Source organism: Pseudomonas sp. P4_C8, from assembly GCF_056401975.1.
In genome coordinates, this window is the sequence record NZ_JBFUIH010000004.1 from 1 (window position 1) to 16,788 (window position 16,788).

At 57.1% G+C, this 16,788-nt stretch carries 11 protein-coding genes and 3 pseudogenes; 4 read left to right on the plus strand and 10 right to left on the minus strand.

The genetic code is table 11. The features are described 5' to 3' along the window. Window positions 1-41 precede the first annotated feature (41 nt). Window positions 42-3,815, plus strand: a pseudogene (locus tag AC1DWM_RS03035) (beta strand repeat-containing protein); the annotation flags it as partial. 417 nt (window positions 3,816-4,232) lie between these two features. Continuing rightward, the gene (gene yecR, locus AC1DWM_RS03040; RefSeq protein WP_477794596.1) at window positions 4,233-4,703 is read left to right on the plus strand and encodes a YecR family lipoprotein; all 471 of its coding nucleotides are present in this window, start codon (window positions 4,233-4,235) and stop codon (window positions 4,701-4,703) included. Window positions 4,704-4,809: 106 nt separating this feature from the next. On the opposite strand, the gene AC1DWM_RS03045 is transcribed toward yecR, so the two are convergent. From AC1DWM_RS03045 to AC1DWM_RS03065, 5 genes and pseudogenes are all read right to left on the minus strand, one after another. Further along, window positions 4,810-5,058 (minus strand): DUF1214 domain-containing protein, encoded by a 249-nt coding sequence (locus tag AC1DWM_RS03045; RefSeq protein ID WP_223517515.1) that lies wholly within the window; start codon window positions 5,056-5,058, stop codon window positions 4,810-4,812. Then, entirely contained in the window at window positions 4,971-5,510 is a 540-nt protein-coding gene (locus AC1DWM_RS03050) for a DUF1254 domain-containing protein (RefSeq protein ID WP_477794597.1), read from the minus strand. The genes AC1DWM_RS03045 and AC1DWM_RS03050 overlap by 88 nt, the downstream gene beginning before the upstream one ends. A 415-nt stretch (window positions 5,511-5,925) precedes the next feature. Continuing rightward, entirely contained in the window at window positions 5,926-7,353 is a 1,428-nt protein-coding gene (locus AC1DWM_RS03055; protein WP_477794598.1) for a GGDEF domain-containing protein, read from the minus strand. Between the two features lie 928 nt (window positions 7,354-8,281). Beyond that, window positions 8,282-8,635: pseudogene (locus tag AC1DWM_RS03060) on the minus strand (copper oxidase); the annotation flags it as partial. A 485-nt stretch (window positions 8,636-9,120) separates the two neighbouring features. Continuing rightward, entirely contained in the window at window positions 9,121-9,564 is a 444-nt protein-coding gene (locus AC1DWM_RS03065; protein ID WP_223513368.1) for a hypothetical protein, read from the minus strand. 114 nt (window positions 9,565-9,678) lie between these two features. Here AC1DWM_RS03065 and AC1DWM_RS03070 point away from each other — a divergent pair. Beyond that, window positions 9,679-9,897, plus strand: a pseudogene (locus tag AC1DWM_RS03070) (DNA adenine methylase); the annotation flags it as partial. A gap of 57 nt (window positions 9,898-9,954) precedes the next feature. Here AC1DWM_RS03070 and AC1DWM_RS03075 read toward each other — a convergent pair. Beyond that, window positions 9,955-10,818 carry a TauD/TfdA dioxygenase family protein gene (locus AC1DWM_RS03075; protein WP_223513370.1) on the minus strand — a complete coding sequence of 288 codons (864 nt, stop codon included), beginning with the start codon at window positions 10,816-10,818 and terminating at the stop codon, window positions 9,955-9,957. Window positions 10,819-11,171: 353 nt separating this feature from the next. Further along, the gene (locus AC1DWM_RS03080; protein ID WP_223513374.1) at window positions 11,172-12,197 is read right to left on the minus strand and encodes an AraC family transcriptional regulator; all 1,026 of its coding nucleotides are present in this window, start codon (window positions 12,195-12,197) and stop codon (window positions 11,172-11,174) included. Between the two features lie 108 nt (window positions 12,198-12,305). Here AC1DWM_RS03080 and AC1DWM_RS03085 point away from each other — a divergent pair, with 108 nt between their 5' ends. Continuing rightward, complete coding sequence (locus AC1DWM_RS03085) at window positions 12,306-13,388, plus strand: alpha/beta hydrolase (RefSeq protein WP_223513376.1); 1,083 nt, start codon at window positions 12,306-12,308, stop codon at window positions 13,386-13,388. Window positions 13,389-13,487: 99 nt separating this feature from the next. Here the strand turns inward: AC1DWM_RS03085 and AC1DWM_RS03090 are convergent, their stop codons facing one another. From AC1DWM_RS03090 to AC1DWM_RS03100, 3 genes are all read right to left on the minus strand, one after another. Then, entirely contained in the window at window positions 13,488-15,137 is a 1,650-nt protein-coding gene (locus AC1DWM_RS03090) for a 3-(methylthio)propionyl-CoA ligase (RefSeq protein ID WP_477794599.1), read from the minus strand. A gap of 184 nt (window positions 15,138-15,321) precedes the next feature. After that, on the minus strand, window positions 15,322-15,801 hold the full coding sequence (locus AC1DWM_RS03095) for a 2,4'-dihydroxyacetophenone dioxygenase family protein (RefSeq protein WP_477794600.1): 480 nt from the start codon (window positions 15,799-15,801) through the stop codon (window positions 15,322-15,324). Window positions 15,802-15,908: 107 nt separating this feature from the next. Beyond that, a complete protein-coding gene (locus tag AC1DWM_RS03100) occupies window positions 15,909-16,781 on the minus strand; it encodes a TauD/TfdA dioxygenase family protein (protein ID WP_477794650.1) in 873 nt (290 codons plus the stop codon). Window positions 16,782-16,788: the final 7 nt, after the last annotated feature.

The window sequence follows — 16,788 nt, forward strand, 5'->3', positions numbered from 1 at the left end:
GGAGCGGCGGYACCCTCGGTGCGGCGCAGGCCGCGGCGCTGGTGGCTGGCTTCTCGGTCGATCAGGACAGCTGGAACTACAGCAGCAGCGAGAACCTGGACTTCCTGCGCGCCGGCGAAACCATCAGTTTCTCCTACACCGTGGTGGCCACCGATAACAGCGGCGCGGCCAACGCCACCTCGGCGCCGCAGACGGTGACGATCACCCTGACCGGCACCAACGACCRGCCGACGCTGACCATCGACGAYSCGACCGGGGCAATGAACGAAGGCAACGGCGCGGCCACGCTGAGCGACAGCGGGGCGCTGAGCTTCGCCGATCTGGACAGCCACGACGTCGTGACGGTCAGCCAGACCGCCAATAACGACCTCGTCTGGAGCGGCGGTACCCTCGGTGCGGCGCAGGCCGCGGCGCTGGTGGCCGGCTTCTCGGTCGATCAGGMCRGCTGGAACTACAGCAGCARCSAGAACCTGGACTTCCTGCGGGCCGGTGAAACCATCAGCTTCTCCTACACCGTGGTGGCCACCGACAACAGCGGCGCGGCCAACGCGGCCTCGGCGGCGCAGACGGTGACGATCACCCTGACCGGCACCAACGACCAGCCGACGCTGACCATCGACGAYSCGACCGGGGCAATGAACGAAGGCAACGGCGCGGCCACGCTGAGCGACAGCGGGGCGCTGAGCTTCGCCGATCTGGACAGCCACGACGTCGTGACGGTCAGCCAGASCGCCAAYCACGACCTCGTCTGGAGCGGCGGCACCCTCGGTGCGGCGCAGGCCGCGGCGCTGGTGGCTGGCTTCTCGGTCGATCAGGACAGCTGGAACTACAGCAGCAGCGAGAACCTGGACTTCCTGCGCGCCGGCGAAACCATCAGTTTCTCCTACACCGTGGTGGCCACCGACAACAGCGCCGCGGCCAACGCCACCTCGGCAGCGCAGACGGTGACGATCACCCTGACCGGCACCAACGATGATCCGGATATCCATCTGGTCACGAGCGACAGTGCGAGCGCGACGCTGACGGAGACTAATGCGGGGCTCACCGCTAGCGGTACGCTGAGCGTCAATGATGTCGATCTCTCAGATTCGATCAGCACGTCAATCACAGGAGTGGTTGCAACAGGCACTACTACAGGGCTTGGCCTGACGAACGCACAACTGCTGAACATGCTGAGTGCAACACCTACTTCCGGCCTGGCGGCTGACAGTGGCGACGCGCACAACCTGATCTGGAACTTCAATTCCGGCATACAGGCGTTCGACTATCTCAATGTCGGCCAGTCCCTGGTGCTGACTTACACGGTGCGCAGTGCAGACAATAATGCTGCGTCTGACACACAGACAGTGACAGTGACTATCAACGGCACGAACGAAATCCCGACGCTGCCAACGGTAACGGGCGCCAGCTATGGCACTAACGATGGCACGCTCAAGGCAGCTGAGACGGTGACACTGAACCTGACTTTCAGCGACGTCGTACTGGTCACAGGTTTGCCGACGCTCAACCTGAACACCGGCGGGACGGCAAGCTACACGAGCGGCTCGGGCACTAATACGCTGACGTTCACTTACACGGTAGGGGCCGGTCAAAATACAGCCGACCTTACCCTGGCTGCGTCCGCATTCACTCTTGGTGGTGCGACGATCAAAAATGCGACGGGGAACAATGCCATTCTTACAGGAGCCAATGGCGTCAATCCAACCGGCACATTGATAGTCGATACTGCTGCACCCATCGGGGCGGATGGGGAGGGGAACGGATACTACAATCGAGGTAGCAATATTTTCACAATAGGTGTGACTGACACTTCAGGTTCAGGTGTGGTGTCAGTGACCGTTCATGATAACCATCCCACTTCTCCTGTCGCAGACTTCTCTTTAGTGCTGGTTAATGGAACTGCAACCAATGGAAAATGGGCGATAGATGGCAATACCAATTCCGCTTTAGGAACCTCAGACAATATAGATGGACACAATGTCACAGTGACCATGACTGATCTGGCGGGTAACACAAGCACGAGATCAGAAGCTGCTCCAGCGGGGATCGCTGGAGAGGCTATCAACCTTGCACTGACTGATCCGCCGGTGGGCGCAAGTGACTTTATCGATGTGACGATAACAGGGATGCCGTCAGGCTGGACGCTGAACGCCGGAACCAACAACGGCGACGGTAACTGGACAGTGCATACCAACGATCCCGGTTCACTGACTGTGACAACTCCTACTGACTTCGCCGGTGCGCTGGTGCTCGGAGTCAGCATGACCTGGACCAACGCCGATGGCAGCATTGGTAATGCCTTCGTTTCCGACAACATAGAAGCCTACGCCCCAGGTTCACCGATCTTCGCCTTGTCCACCGACGACAATCTGACTGGCTCGTCCGGTGCCGACACCTTCGTGTTCGCCCAGCCGATCGGCAACAACGTTATTCACAGCTTCGATGCAGCGGCGGACACGATCGACTTGATCGGCTTCACGGGCGTCAACGGGTTTGCGGATGTGAGTATCGCCAACGACGCGAACGGCAATGCCGTGCTCAGTATCAGCGCCGACCAGACGATCACCATCAACGGTGTGGATGCTGCGGCGTTGAGCGGGGCCAACCTACTGTTCGATGTGGACCCGGTCACGACTAATACGGGCACCATCACCATTGCCGACGGCGCGATCATGCCGTTCGGTGGCAGCATCGACAACAGTGGCACCATAGCGCTCGGCTCCACCGGCAGCGGGACCGATCTTGAGATTCTGTTCCGTGGCGCGACGTTGACCGGAGGCGGGCAAGTGGTGCTGTCCGACAGCGCGCAGAACGTGATCTTTGGTGGCAGCGCGGACACGGTGCTTACCAATGCCGACAACACAATCTCGGGTGCCGGCCAGTTGGGAGCGGGGCAGATGATGCTGGTCAACTCGGGCCTGATCCTTGCCAGCGGCGTCAATGCGCTGGTGATCGATACCGGTAGTAGTGCCGTGACCAACTCTGGTGTGCTGCAAGCCAGCGGCAGCGGCGGATTGGTGATTGAAAGTGCACTCGTCAACAGCGGCAGCCTGTGGGCAAACGATGGCAATATCATCATCCACGGAGATGCCAGTGGCGCGGGAAGCGCGACTATCAGCGGTTCGGCGATGCTGGAATTCGGTGCTGCCTCCGATCAGCATGTGACGTTCGACAGCGGCGCGGCAGGCACGCTCAAGCTTGATGTGTCAGCGGCGTTCAGTGGCAGCGTCAGCGGTTTTGTCGCGGGTGACAGGCTGGACTTTGGCGATGTAGCGTTCGGCGCCAATACGCAGATCACCTATGCAGCGAATGACACAGGCACCGGCGGCATGCTGAGCGTGAGCGACGGTGCGCATGTGACGCAGGTCGCGCTGAATGGCCAATACGCGGCCGCAGGTTTGCAGGCGAACGCCGAGGGCAGCGGCAGTGAGCTGGCCTACGATGCAGCGGCGGCAAACCACACGATGCTGGGCGGCCAGGCCAACGACATTCTGGTCGGCGGTGCGGGCGACGATCTGTTCTTCGGCGGGCTGGGTAACGACACGCTCAACGGCGGCTTCGGCAACGATACCTTCGTGTTTGCTGCAGCAGGCTTCGGCAACGACTCGATCCAGGGCTTCGATATCAATCCGGCCGGAGGGCAGGACTTGCTCAATATCGCGGGGCTGGGGATCAGCAGCGAGACGTTCGCTGCCAACGTGAGCATTGCGGCTGACGGGGCGGACACGGTGATCGGGATCGGAGTGGACTCTATTCGCCTTGTCGGTGTTAGCAGCTCAGGTATCGATCAGACGGACTTTATCCTGTCGGCATGATGCTGTTGCTGCTGACCGCACGTTGCTACGCGGTTGCAGACCCCATCGCGGATAAATCCGCGATGGGGTCTGTGCGAGGTGTTTGTTCGTCACTCCACCCGGAGCGAGGGGGCGCCCCGGAGTCCATGCAGTCTCCTTTCTCGGGTGTTGCTCTAGCGGGGCGAGTGCGGGGTGGTGCTCGATGCTCCATCAGGAGCCTACCTGAACTGGTCAAAAAATCCCGGACACCAGTTACGGTGTTTATGCCGCATTCTGCTCCATAGCTATTGGCGACAGGTAGTCGTTGTAGCTGTGGAGCCTGGGCTCATTGCTGGCGTCTTTATTTAAATCGTTCGTCCATTCAAGAATCGTTTTTGTAGACAGCTACAAGGCACATTGCCATCATTGTGCTTCTTGTATCTGAACGGGATTTCCTCCATGCGTAAGCTACTTTTTCTGGTCATGCTGGCTGTTGTGGTAACAGGCTGCTCCAGCCGTAAAGACTTCTATGCAACCGGCGGGAGCCGAGCGGACGGCTCGATCGATATGGCTTATGATTTCAAACCCTTTGAGACACCGGTCGTTGACTATAAGCAAGCCGAGTCAATTGCAAACAGCAAATGTGCGGTTTGGGGTTACAACCGCGCCGAACTCTTCGGTGGGAAAACCCAGAACTGCCAGGTCCGCGATGGCTGGGGTAATTGCACCACTGGCCAGATGATCGTCAAATATCAATGCATCGGAAACATCACGCCAGCTAACCAGGCCTCAGCTTCTACGCTCCCGTCGGTTCCGGTTGGAATGCTGACTCCTACTCAGTACAAGGAAGCGCGCGTGAAAGTGTTGATGGATCAAAACCTTCCCTATGCCGAGTACCAGAAGCAGTATCAGGCGATCATGGCGGAGTGATTCGGTTGACGCTGGTTCACGGTACAGCTCAATTTCTCCGAAGCTCCCTGAGAGTCGGCGTGAAACTGAACACCGCCCGGGAGGTTGTGCTGACCGTGACCTTGTCTCACCGAACCAGTTCGACCTCGCTCGGGCGCCACTCTTTCGTGAAGAACGACTCAAGGGGGCTGTAGAGGCGCAGGAGCAGGAACCAGCCCTTGTTGGGCATGGTTTGTATCCAGTTGCCAGCTTTGGCGTCCGCTGGTTTGAAAGGGCCGAAGTAGATGGTCATGGAACCATCCGCGTTTTCGATGGCCGCCGGTGAAGGGTAGGTTTGACTGCCGGCACGCGGATAGCGCTGTGGTGTCTGGAGCATGGAGCGCGTCTGGTTATCGTCAGCTTGTCTTTGATGAGATCAACCGCAGGTTTCGGGTCGTTGTTCCCCATAAAGGCGCGAACGGCGTAGAGCACATGGTTGGTTTTCGAGCGGCCAACAAAGTAACCGCCATCAGGAACAGGACCATCGTAGTCTGGCGGCAGAATCAGGTATTTACCGCCTTCACCCCGATCAGGTCCGGGTGCGCCGATGTCGATGATCCAGCCAAACCACATGTCATTAAGCGTGCCGAGAGCCTTCGGTGGCACTTCAACCACCAACGGTCCTTTCGTCAAGTCGAGCGTTGCCACCGTGTAGATAGTATCGGCGTTGGCCGTGAGAAAGAGCGAGTCGGAGTCCATCAACTCGGAGAAGATGACCACCGAGTTGTCTTCAGCGCCAATGCTGTGGAAGCCCTCGCGAATCGCATAGGCCGATTCGGGTCTCGACACGATCCGGCGTCTTGATTGCGGGTGAAATGTCGGTAGCCGCCTGCGCAGAGGTCAGCACCGGCAGCATCATTGTAAAAAAGGACGTTAGTACGGTGATTGGTTTGAGAATGTGCACAATGGTTTTCTCCCTGGGGGAAGTTTGAAGCAATGACGACTCAAACTGAGGAAGGGCATGGCGCAAAGGATTTTCGAAAGTCAGGGAAACTACTGGCTTGGTTTCAGGATCATCGAAGATGTGCTGAAACTGATACGCCCGGATGACCTTTGACGGATATTGCGCACAGGTGACGGAGCAGCACGGAATGCTCGATCAGTTCTTCCAGCAGACCCAAGCATAGGTGCACATTTGCCATAGAATGCTGTGGCGCAAAGCTGGGTATCGGTGCCGACGCTTTCAGCGACTTCGAGACGATGGTCAGGGCAGAGGTTGGAGGCTGGTTTTGATGGTAGCCACCACACGGTTACGGCCTTCGTGTTTAGCGTGATATAGGCGTTGATCGGCTGTACGCAGAATTGCCTCGATGGTGTCACCGTCGCGGCCAGATTGTGATACACCGATGCTCACTGTGACCACGGTTGACCGCTGCAGGCCATAAAAAGAATTATTTGCAACGGTGCTTCGCAGACGCTCAGCGATTACGTGCGCGCCTTCAAGTGAAGTCTGAGGTAGCAGTATCATGAATTCTTCCCCGCCCACTCGGGCTACGCCGTCATACGGCCGGATCGAATCGAGGCATTTCCCCACGAAACTCTTCAGGATGTCATCGCCAACCTGATGCCCGAAGCGATCGTTGATGGACTTGAAATTATCCAGATCGAGTGCCAGCACGGAGAATGGCGCACCGCCGTGTTTGGTCCGGCCGATTTCGACTTCGACCCGCTCCATGAACCGACGCCGATTATCAGCGCCTGTCAGTGGATCGGTCGCCGCAAGTTGCCCGAGTTCTTGATTGGTGCGCTGGAGTTCCCGCAGGGCGCTCTCGGTATACGCCATCGCTTCGGCAAGACGCACCATCAACTCCTCTTGGCTGTAAATCTTCGAGAACGACCGCGTGGTGAGGAACGCTTGCACTACCCCATAGCTCAACATGAAGAATCCGCCGGCGAAGATCGCATGAGCGAGCCACCACATATGGTTCCACGGACGTGCAAGGATGAAGGCAAGAGATGACAGCGCGAACGCGGTGACCGAGATGACAAAAATCATCATCAGCGGCGAACGGATACGGCGTAGCAGGAGTACTGCCACGGTCAATGTGGAAAGAACGAGGGCACCACCTTCCATCGAGAGGCGCACCGAGAGATTGTCGGCGATCGGCGAATTCGCGACATACGCCACTGCCACGTCAACCAGCAGGAACAGTCCTATCCAGGTCAACCACGGGCGGGCCTTCGTTCGTTGGTCCGCAGCATCAGGTGGGCGGTGGTACGACAGCATTCCGACTAACAGCAGAATCGACATGACCAGTCGAGAGGCAGGTCCATAAAGCAGGAACAGCCAGATATTGTGGTGTGCTAGCCCAGTGAACGCACCATGCAACGCGTAGATCAGTACAAAACCGAGAAAACCAAGCGTCATCCATCGCAGAAGCGGATCTCCCGATGACTGATAGCAGCGCCACGTTACGTAAGTAACAAACAAGCCTGCCAAGGTGGCTGTCGTGATCGCAATTACATGGAACAGGTGATTCTCGAATAGAAGCGTGGGGTCCTGAAAGAAGTATAAGTAGCCAATCAGATAGGCCGGAACAAACGCAAATCCTGCGAGCAGCAAATAGGCGTAAACCTTGACCACGAGGCGAACGGCTTCAGGTGGCTCGTCGGTGGCGATGAGATGGTTCATGGTTCCCTCCAAAGTTAAATCCATATAGCCAACACCGGTCCAGTGTTGGAGCCGCCTACATGCCAACGGTCCCTCGCATCATTACGCAAATATGGGATGGACCGATCTATCGCATTTCAATATTAGACTCCTTACCAATTTCTGCTGCAGAAGCAGGTAAAAATGAATCGCCTCTGGTTTCCTGGACGCCTGCGAAAGACCGCATTTGGCCGATTCTGTTGAAAAAGTCGGCGATGGTTTGCGCATCAGAAAAGTACGCGTCCGAGATTGAAATCTTTACTTTTCGCAGAGGCTTCCGGAGTCGGATTTCACGTAGCAGCGTGCAGAAAAGGCGTTTTCACCAGTCAATGATCAGCACGACCGGACTGGCTTGGGTCGATTTCGGTCATTTGTGGAGGTGGAAACCCGGCCGTGAAACTCTCTTGCTTCTGGACTTGGCTCTGAGTCGGATGCCCATGCGTACCCGCGCTCATGACAATCGGCTATCGACCACTCTCTATGAATCGTGAGAAATAAGCGTCCACCCAACACACCTCGCGTGGCTAATCATCCTGGCACTCCGGCAGCAAGATGACTTGAGTTCGCGCCTAGCCTTCAATGAATCGCTTCATGATCGTCTTGGCCAAGTCAGGATCGACCACCATCGGAGCCGGCAGGTCAGAGCGCTCAAAGGGTCAACTCCATCGCCAGTACAGTGGACAACGCCAGCATCATCAGCAACGTGATAAATATTAGGCTCAACTGAGCAAGCTGCTTATAAAGGGTGTTCGGCCTTTTCGTGATTACAGCAATTGATCTATTAGTGGAAGACATCACCAATTCTCCCTTTTCCACGGAACACGGTTAGCTCCAGAAGGTGTTCATCAGGGTCACCGGCAGGATGAACAGCGCGCCGATCAGGGCGAACACAAACGGCTAGTGCATATGACGTTGGCGCCGGCAGTGTCGGGTCGAGTTTTTCCGTGCCGAATTCTTCGAGCCACAGCAGTTGCTGAGTGTACGGCTGAGCCCTGAACAATTGGCTGGGCTTGCCGTTGGTGGGGATTTTGAATGATGTCTGCAAGTTTGGTGGAAGTACGTTGTCAGCCCGTGGCGTGTTCCGGTCACCGAACACGCCGTTGGGCAGGACAATCGCGCCTGGGTTGGCTGGTGGCAAGGTCAGCACATCCAGCGCGGCCTTGAGGTCGGCCGGCGGATTGTTAAACGCCGAGAGGGTCGTCGGTGGTGGCGAGCCGAAATCATCCAGCGGCACGATGCTGGCGGTGGTCAGGGTATGGAGCATCGTACAGGGCGGGCTTGACCTGAGCAGTAAGGCGATGGAGCTGCATGGTGGTGTCGCGCGCTTCATTTTTCACCCCTCGCGTCATACCGAATCAGGCAAGCCCCGYCGTCTCCATGATGTCCGGGACGACAGCTGTTGCGGGTACCAGGGGGGGAAGCAATGAATGAGCCATTGCAATAGGGCGAAGAAAAAGTTCAAGTTAATTAACAAGCTGTATCTCAGTGTTCCAAGCGAGACTCAAATTAGGTGGTAAACACCCGGTAGGTGGGTGTAATACCCCATTTATGGGGATAGTAGCGGCCCAATTTCACCGACTGCTTTTAGTAGGGGGGGCTTGCCCTAAGGCGACGTGGATTTAACGGGTCGAGAAGGGCCGCTTCTTGGCCGGTTGCTGCCTGTCAGGAAGGGCCACAAACGCCCCGGGCTGCGTGAAAACGTTTTTGAGCATATTTGGCTGGAGGGGCGGGCGAAACTTGGAGCGAACGCTAATCACAKGCCTCAGTTACAGCCTTCTCGGTGCGTTTGATTTCTTGCTTGATATCAGTGGTTATGCGCTGTTTTTTGAGTTGCTGTTCGAGAAAAACCTGATTCCCTTGGTTTTTCAATTCTGCATCGGTKGCAGCGTCTTTCGCCTCTAACTGGGCAGCGTGTGCGTCTATGACAGCTTCAACCTCAGCATCATTGTTTGCGGTATCCAGGGCGCTGACCAATTTGTCCACCTCAGTATTCTCGGCCTCTGCGTAAGCTTCGATAGACAGTCCCGCAGCCATCGCTCGCGCTCGACTTTCCAGGGTTTTCAAATGCTGCTGTGCTGCCTTGCACACCGTATCCTTTCGCTCGTTCTCGATAGATGTCCATTCCATGAACTTATGCGTCGTCACTCCAATCACCGCGATGATGATGGCGGCCCCAATCAATCTGGCTCTCACGTTTCGCAACCTCAACTGAGTTTTGTGAGTGATTCCAGAATCCATTCAAGATATTGAAAGCTTAGCAGGACGGAGGCGCTAAAAATCGCTTCGAGTCTGATGGTCCGGGAGGGTGACTACGAACGCATGGCCGACTTCATGCGCCGCTGCAAGGGTAGGGTGATGGTGATCATCAACGACCACCCGGACATCCGTCGGGTGTTCGAGGGTTTTCACTTCGAAACGCTGGACATCCGCTACACCACGAGCAACCAGCGACAGGGCAAGGCCGAGGTCAGTGGCGAACTGGTGATCATGAATTGGGTGCCGGCAGCGTTGGGAGGACTGTTTTGACTTGCGAGTTTCGACCCAAAGGAGACGCTCGGAAGCGTCTCTCGGCTCTGGATCGATTTACTTATAGTAGGGCTTGTCGCCGATGATGGCGGCGCGCTCCATCTTGCGATGGCAGGGCGGATAATCCATCACTGCATAGTGCTGGGTGCAACGGTTATCCCATATCGCTACGCTGTTTTTCTTCCAGCGCCAGCGGACTTGGTACTCGGGGTTGTAGGCCTGACTAATTAAGTACTTCAGCAAGTCGACACCTCTTTGGTTGTAATCCTGGCCTACACGGACACGTCCCTGGCTGTGGTAATTCACGAAGTGCGTAGCGTAGGCGTTGACGAATAGCACCTTTTCGCCGGTTTCGGGATGGGTACGTACTACCGGATGCTCGGCATCCGGGTATTGCGCCTTCATAGCCAAGCGTTTTTCCTGCGGCATGGCGGCAGCGAAAGAAGAATTGAAACTGTGGCTGGCGATCAAACTGTCGATTTCTTGCTTCACGTCTATTGGCAGCTTGTCATAGGCCAGCACCATGTTGGCCCACATGGTGTCACCACCGGTCGGTGGGCATTCGATGCAACGCAGTACTGCGCCCATCGGAGGCGATTCACGCCAAGTGGCATCGCAGTGCCAGGCATTCTCGTAGCGATCCGCCGGATTTTCCGGGGTCTTGTAGATTTGCACCAGACCAGGGGCTTGCGGGTGACTGGGGAGCATCGGGTGAGTTTCGAGCTGCCCCATGCGCATGGAAAATGCCTCGTGATCGCGACGCGAGAGCTTGTCTAAATCCTGGTCACGCAGGAACAGCACCTTGTGTTTCAGTAGCGCTGCATAAATTTCGTTGAACAGGCAATCATCGCGCACAGCGTCGCCCAGGTTCACATCGAGCAGTTCTGCGCCGATGGCACAGGTCAGTTGTTCGACTCGCATTCCGTCTCCATTTCGATGGTTTATGGCCATGCCGTAGGCGGCGCAGGTGAAACCGTGCCTTTATTTACGGCGGCGCTTGTTATTGTTGATCCAATCTTTTTGGCGAAGCAGGGCGGGATACGTGTATCCGGCGGCTGCTGTTCGCTCTTATTTCAGAGCAGGGACGGGAACGTATAGTAGGTAGCATGAAAGCAACGCTATGGGCATTGCGGGACAATTTCTTCGCGTTTTGGGACGCTGCGAGCGGGTCAATACGCAGTCGTGGTGTCAGAAGTGTCGAGGATGCGACAGTTCAGTCAATGGGGCTGACCAGGTGGTTTCTAAGTCGCCCCCGAACCGGTCTTCTTTGCGATTTAGGCAGGGGGTGTCGTCTTGCTCTCTCGGTAAGAGGTGACCCAATCCGAGGGTGTCTTGCCAAACTGGTTGCGGAACCAGCGTGAAAAGTCACCGGCAGAGGAAAAGCCGAGAAGTTCGGCGACCTCATAAAATCGGCGTTTGCTGTTGGCCAGATACTCTTCGGCTAGTTCAGCGCGTACAGCATTAATGATAGTTGTGACACTCTCTCCCTCGGTCGCCAGATGTCGGTTAAGCGTACGTCGATGCACGCCAAGATGTTGTGCAACCTCATCGACGGAACATAGCCCGCTTGGCAGCAGCATCTTGACGACCTGACGTACCCGATGCGCAGGCTCATCGCGAAGGTTAGCCAACTGCATGTCCAGCGATCGCTTCACCTCGCGATGCAACGCGGGGTCAGCCGCAGGAATTGGCATATCCAAATCGCGCCCGCGACAAACGATGGCATTGAGTTCCTGTGAAAATTCGATAGCTGTTCCTAACACGCGGTGGTGCACTTCCAAGCTGGCAGGGCGTTCGTGGGTGAAGCAGACCCTTACCGGCCGGAAGGTATAGCCGCTCAGAATGCTCAACGTGCGCAGCACAATACCGGTCGACTGTTCAATTGCCTGGCGCCAGACGCGATGATGGCCCTGCATATTCACGCCCACATGCAAAAGAATCAGGTCGCCTACATCCTCAAGCCGCAATTGCACACCGGCGTTATGCAGTCGCATATATCGGAAGCAAGATTGCAATGCTGCCCGAAGTGTTGGTTCCTCGCGGATTAGCAACGCCAACATGCCAAAGTTGGAAAGGTGCCTCTTTTCCGCTAGCAGCAGCCCGACGGCCTCTTGGCCGGACAGTCGGGCTGATTCCTCCAGCAGCCATCCCACCGAATCGCTACTGATCATGATATTCGGATCGTCGAGGACACTGGCCGGCAACTTGGCCAACCGCAGCATACGAAATGGATCGAGCCCCACTGAACGGGCAACCTGCTCATAGTCGGTAAGGCTGGCACTTCGCGTCAGGGTGTACATAAGTCCTCGTGTCCCAATTTCACAAGATTGTGTCCCGAGGAGCTTAGTGCAGGACACCCTGTCGCGGCTACCTTCATGCCAACTACTACAAAAAGATAGAGGTAGATAATGGACACGCGTACTGCAATGCGCATCGGTCAGCCGCTCGCCGCAAAGGCTCAAGTGGATGCCGACGACCCTGATGCATTCAACCACTGCTTTGCCGAACTCAACGGCATCCGCATGCATTACATTGATGAGGGGCAGGGCCCGCTCATCATTCTGCTGCACGGTTTTCCCTACCTTTGGTACATGTGGCGACGCCAGATCGTGGCGTTGACCGAGGCCGGTTATCGAGTTGTCGTGCCCGATCAAAGAGGGTTCGGGCAATCGGACCGACCCGACTCCATCGAAGCCTATGACATGAGCCAGGCCGTCGGTGACATGGTGGGGTTGATGGCGGCCTTGGGCGAAACGTCCGCGATCATCATTGGACATGACCTGGGCGCCTGGGTGGCCCAGGCGGCGGCCATGTTGCGACCGGATCTGTTTCATGGCCTGGTGATGCTCAATACACCGGTGCCGCCGCGCGGCAAGGTCAAACCGACCGTAGGTTTGCAGGCAATGGCCAAAGGCAGGGTCTATCACCACCTGTATTTCCAGCAGCTCGATAAGCCGGATCGTGAGTTGGCCAGTGATCCGCGCAAGACCTTGCGCAGCGTCTTCTATTCGATCTCCGGCAGTGCTGTCGGAGCTGAACGCTGGCGCCTGTTCGTCGAGGCAGGTGAGCCCATTCTCAACGCCTTCACTGAGCCGAAGGGGGAGTTCCCGTCATGGTTGAGCGCGCGGTCGCTCGACTACTACGTCGCTGAATACACGCGCACAGGGTTTACCGGTGCTCTGAACTACTACCGCTGTCGCGACCGGAACTGGGAAATCACCGCGTTTCTCGACGGTGCGGTGGTAAGCCAGCCGAGCATGTTCATCGGTGGTGCTGCCGACCCGTCACTTGAGCCGATCGAAATCCGCGCGCTCTACGATCAGCTCGACACCTATCTACCCGGACTGCAGAAGAAGGTACTGCTAGCCGGCGTGGGCCATAGCGCCGCGGAAGAGAGTGCCGCTCAGGTCAACGAATTGCTTCTGGAGTTTCTCGAGCAACTGAAGTTCAGCGACAGGGTGTGTGAGCAAGAGGCACGCTTAGCCCCTTGATATCGTCGGTGCAATGGCAGGGCGAACGGTATCGGCATCTGCCGCAACGTCAGCCCTGCCATTGCACATGGACAGGGCTGGATTGTTTCCCTGCTACGCTCAGCCGACAGCCTTGACCAGCAGATGATCGCCGAACTGCTCGCGCAAACGGTTCTTCAGGACCTTGCCCGTAGCGCCCAGTGGAATCGTGTCGACGAAGACCACATCATCCGGTGTCCACCACTTGGCAATCTTGCCTTCATAAAAGGCCAGCAGTTCTTCCCGCGTCAGTGCTGCTTGCGCTTTCCTGACTACGATCAGTAAGGGGCGTTCGTCCCACTTCAAGTGTTTCGCAGCGATGCATGCAGCCTGAGAGACTGACGGATGGGTCATCGCAATGTTCTCCAGGTCGATGGAACCGATCCACTCTCCACCCGACTTGATCACATCCTTGCTGCGGTCGGTAATCTGCATGAAGCCATCCACATCGATGGTCGCCACATCGCCGGTCGGGAACCATGTCTGACCTGCGTGCTCGAGCAGCGGCGAACAGTCACCTTCGTTTCTGAAATAGTCGCGTACCACCCAGGGGCCACGCACTATCAGGTCACCCGACGTCGCGCCGTCCCAAGGCAGTTCCAGGCCATCCGCACCGATGATCTTCATGTCGACGCCAAACACTGCCCGGCCTTGTTTGGATTGCACGGCATTACGCTCTGCCGGGGACATATCAAGGTGCCTGGCCTTCAGGGTGCCAATGGTTCCGATCGGGCTCAACTCAGTCATCCCCCAGACGTGCAACACCGCAACGCCGTAGATCTCCTGAAACTTGTGCAGCATTGCCGTGGGACAGGCTGCGCCCCCAATGATGGTGCGTTTCATGCTGGAGAATTGCTGGCCTGTTTCCTCCATATAACCAAGAAGACTTTGCCACACCGTCGGAACGCCGGCAGAGAGCGTCACCCGCTCGGCTTCGAGCAGCTCAAATAGCGATTTTCCGTCCAATGCAGGTCCGGGAAGTACAAGCTTTGCCCCGACCATGCAAGCGATGTAGGGAAGTCCCCAGGCGTTGACATGGAACATTGGCACAACCGGCAGGATGACGTCGCGTGCCGAACAATTCAGGGCATCAGGCAGAGCGGCGGCATAGGTGTGCAGCAGAGATGAACGATGACTGTACAGGACGCCTTTCGGGTGGCCCGTCGTGCCGGAGGTGTAGCAGAGCGTGCTGGCGGCATTCTCGTCGAGCGTCGGCCAGGAATAATCGGAGCATCCCTGGTGAAGCAGATCTTCATAGCACAGCAAGTTGTCGATACCGGCGTCTTTCGGCATGTGGGCCTGATCGGTCATGGCGATGAACGCCTTGACCGTATTGCAGCGGCCAGCGATGGCCTTGATCAGCGGCAAAAAGGTCAAGTCGAAGAAGACGTACTGGTCTTCGGCATGATTGGCGATGTAGGCGACCTGGTCTTCATGCAGGCGAGGGTTGATGGTGTGCACAATGGCACCCATACCGCTAACACCGTAATACAACTCCAGGTGACGATAGCCGTTCCAGGCCAGCGTGCCGATCCGGTCGGCGGGCTGGACACCCAGGCTGGTCAGTGCGCTGGCCATCTGGCGCGCGCGACGGTGGCAGTCACGGAAGGTGTAGCGATGAATATCGCCTTCCACCCTGCGGGACACGATCTGCGTATCGCCATGATGGCGGTCGGCATGCTCTATGAGCGAGGAAATCAACAGCTGCTTGTGCATCATCAAGCCATGCATGGCATCGCTCCGTTCATAAGTCTGTGATCGGGGAGCGGACAGGCGGCCAAGGCCCTCTGTCAGATTCCGCGTCAAGACCGCGAACCGCAACAGCCTGTTTCCCTCCCCTGGATTATTGCGATCAGGTTTACTTTCCCGGCTCCCCTTGATTCGAGGGATGCCGGGAGTTCTCCTGGAACTCAGATCAGTTGAATGCCGTGAGGTCTTTCGGCGCGATGTCATGCTGCTCGCAATAGGCGAGATAACGCTTCAACCCGGACTTCCAGTTTTCGAGCGCAACGATGTTGTCGTTCTCATCCAGAAACGCGAGATCGCCGTTGACCTGAACCAGCGTGAGCACATATCCGTCTCCACTTCCGGTGCTGACGACTTCGGGCGTGTGAGTCGATCCGGCCGTCTCGTACACGATGCTGCCCGGGCCGGCGACCCAGTCATGCTCCTTGTATTTCCACTGGCCTTCGAAGGTGTAGACCATCACCGTACCCGTGTGATGGTGCTTGGGCAGTTGCATGTCGATCGGCGCCTTCATCATGACGATCCATTCGCCGCGGATCGGGTCAAGCTTGAAGTACTTCAGCAGGACGTTATCCGCATAAGGCGTAAACGGGATCCACGGTAGGGATTCGCCATCGATGACTGCGGTGTCGACGTGTTCGTAGAGCATAGGTATCTCCGTTGATTTTTGTTCTGATCGAGAATTTGTCGGTAGCCAGGACCGCCCGACCATCGCTGATGGTCGGGTGCTCTGGCTTCCCTGGCGGACAGTCAGGGTCAGGTAAGCGAGGAGCCCGCGAGGGTGGCGCGCAGCATCTTTCTTGGCGCATTGCCGTAGTCAGCCACCGCGTAGTGCTGCACTTGCAGGTTGTCCCACATGGCAACGGTGTTGGTGCGCCATTTCAGGCGTACCTGGTATTCCGGAATGGCGGCCTGGGAGGTCAGGTAGTTCATCAGATGATGAGCCTCGGGCATGAAGTCCTGGCCGTAGCGGATGTCCTCGAAGTTGAAGAAGTTCGAGAAATGGGTGGTGAACGCCGAGTTGACGAACAGCACCTTTTCACCCGTCTCAGGATGGACAAGCACCACCGGATGTTCAGCGGCGGGGGTCTTCAGGGCCATCGCGAGACGATCTTCACGCGGTAACTGGGCACCAAAGGATTGCTCGGCACCGTGCTTTGCATACAAGCCTTCGATCCGTTGCTTGATGGTGTCGGGCAGATTGTCGTAGGCCATCACCATGTTGGAAAACAGGGTGTCTCCGCCGGTGTCCGGACCCAGTTCGCAGCGCAACACCGCGCCACGGGGCGGAGCCTTTTTGAAAGTGACATCGGCATGCCAGAGGTTTTCGCGGCTGGCCTTTTCCACATAGCTCTTGGGCTTGCCCGGTTCGAGATTGCGGTACAGCGTCAGCAGCTTGTCCGCCTCCGGATGGCTCGGCGCCAAGGGATGGCTTTCCAGTTCCGCGAATTGCAAGGCGAAGTTCTGTTGCTCCATCGGCGTGATGTCCTGATCGCGAAAGAACAGCACTTTGTGCTTGAGCCACAGGGCCCGGATTTGCGCGATCATTTCAGGATCACGGGTAGCGTCAACCAGGCTGATGTTGCTGAGTTCGGCACCGATGGCGGGCGTGCAAAGCTCCACCTTGATCGAATGC

Coding starts and splice junctions, on each gene's coding strand:
- AC1DWM_RS03045 (WP_223517515.1), bottom strand. CDS start 5,058: ATGCTCCAGACACCACAGCGCTATCCGCGTGCCGGCAGTCAAACCTAC.
- AC1DWM_RS03085 (WP_223513376.1), top strand. CDS start 12,306: ATGGACACGCGTACTGCAATGCGCATCGGTCAGCCGCTCGCCGCAAAG.
- AC1DWM_RS03080 (WP_223513374.1), bottom strand. CDS start 12,197: ATGTACACCCTGACGCGAAGTGCCAGCCTTACCGACTATGAGCAGGTT.
- yecR (WP_477794596.1), top strand. CDS start 4,233: ATGCGTAAGCTACTTTTTCTGGTCATGCTGGCTGTTGTGGTAACAGGC.
- AC1DWM_RS03075 (WP_223513370.1), bottom strand. CDS start 10,818: ATGCGAGTCGAACAACTGACCTGTGCCATCGGCGCAGAACTGCTCGAT.
- AC1DWM_RS03095 (WP_477794600.1), bottom strand. CDS start 15,801: ATGCTCTACGAACACGTCGACACCGCAGTCATCGATGGCGAATCCCTA.
- AC1DWM_RS03055 (WP_477794598.1), bottom strand. CDS start 7,353: ATGAACCATCTCATCGCCACCGACGAGCCACCTGAAGCCGTTCGCCTC.
- AC1DWM_RS03090 (WP_477794599.1), bottom strand. CDS start 15,137: ATGCATGGCTTGATGATGCACAAGCAGCTGTTGATTTCCTCGCTCATA.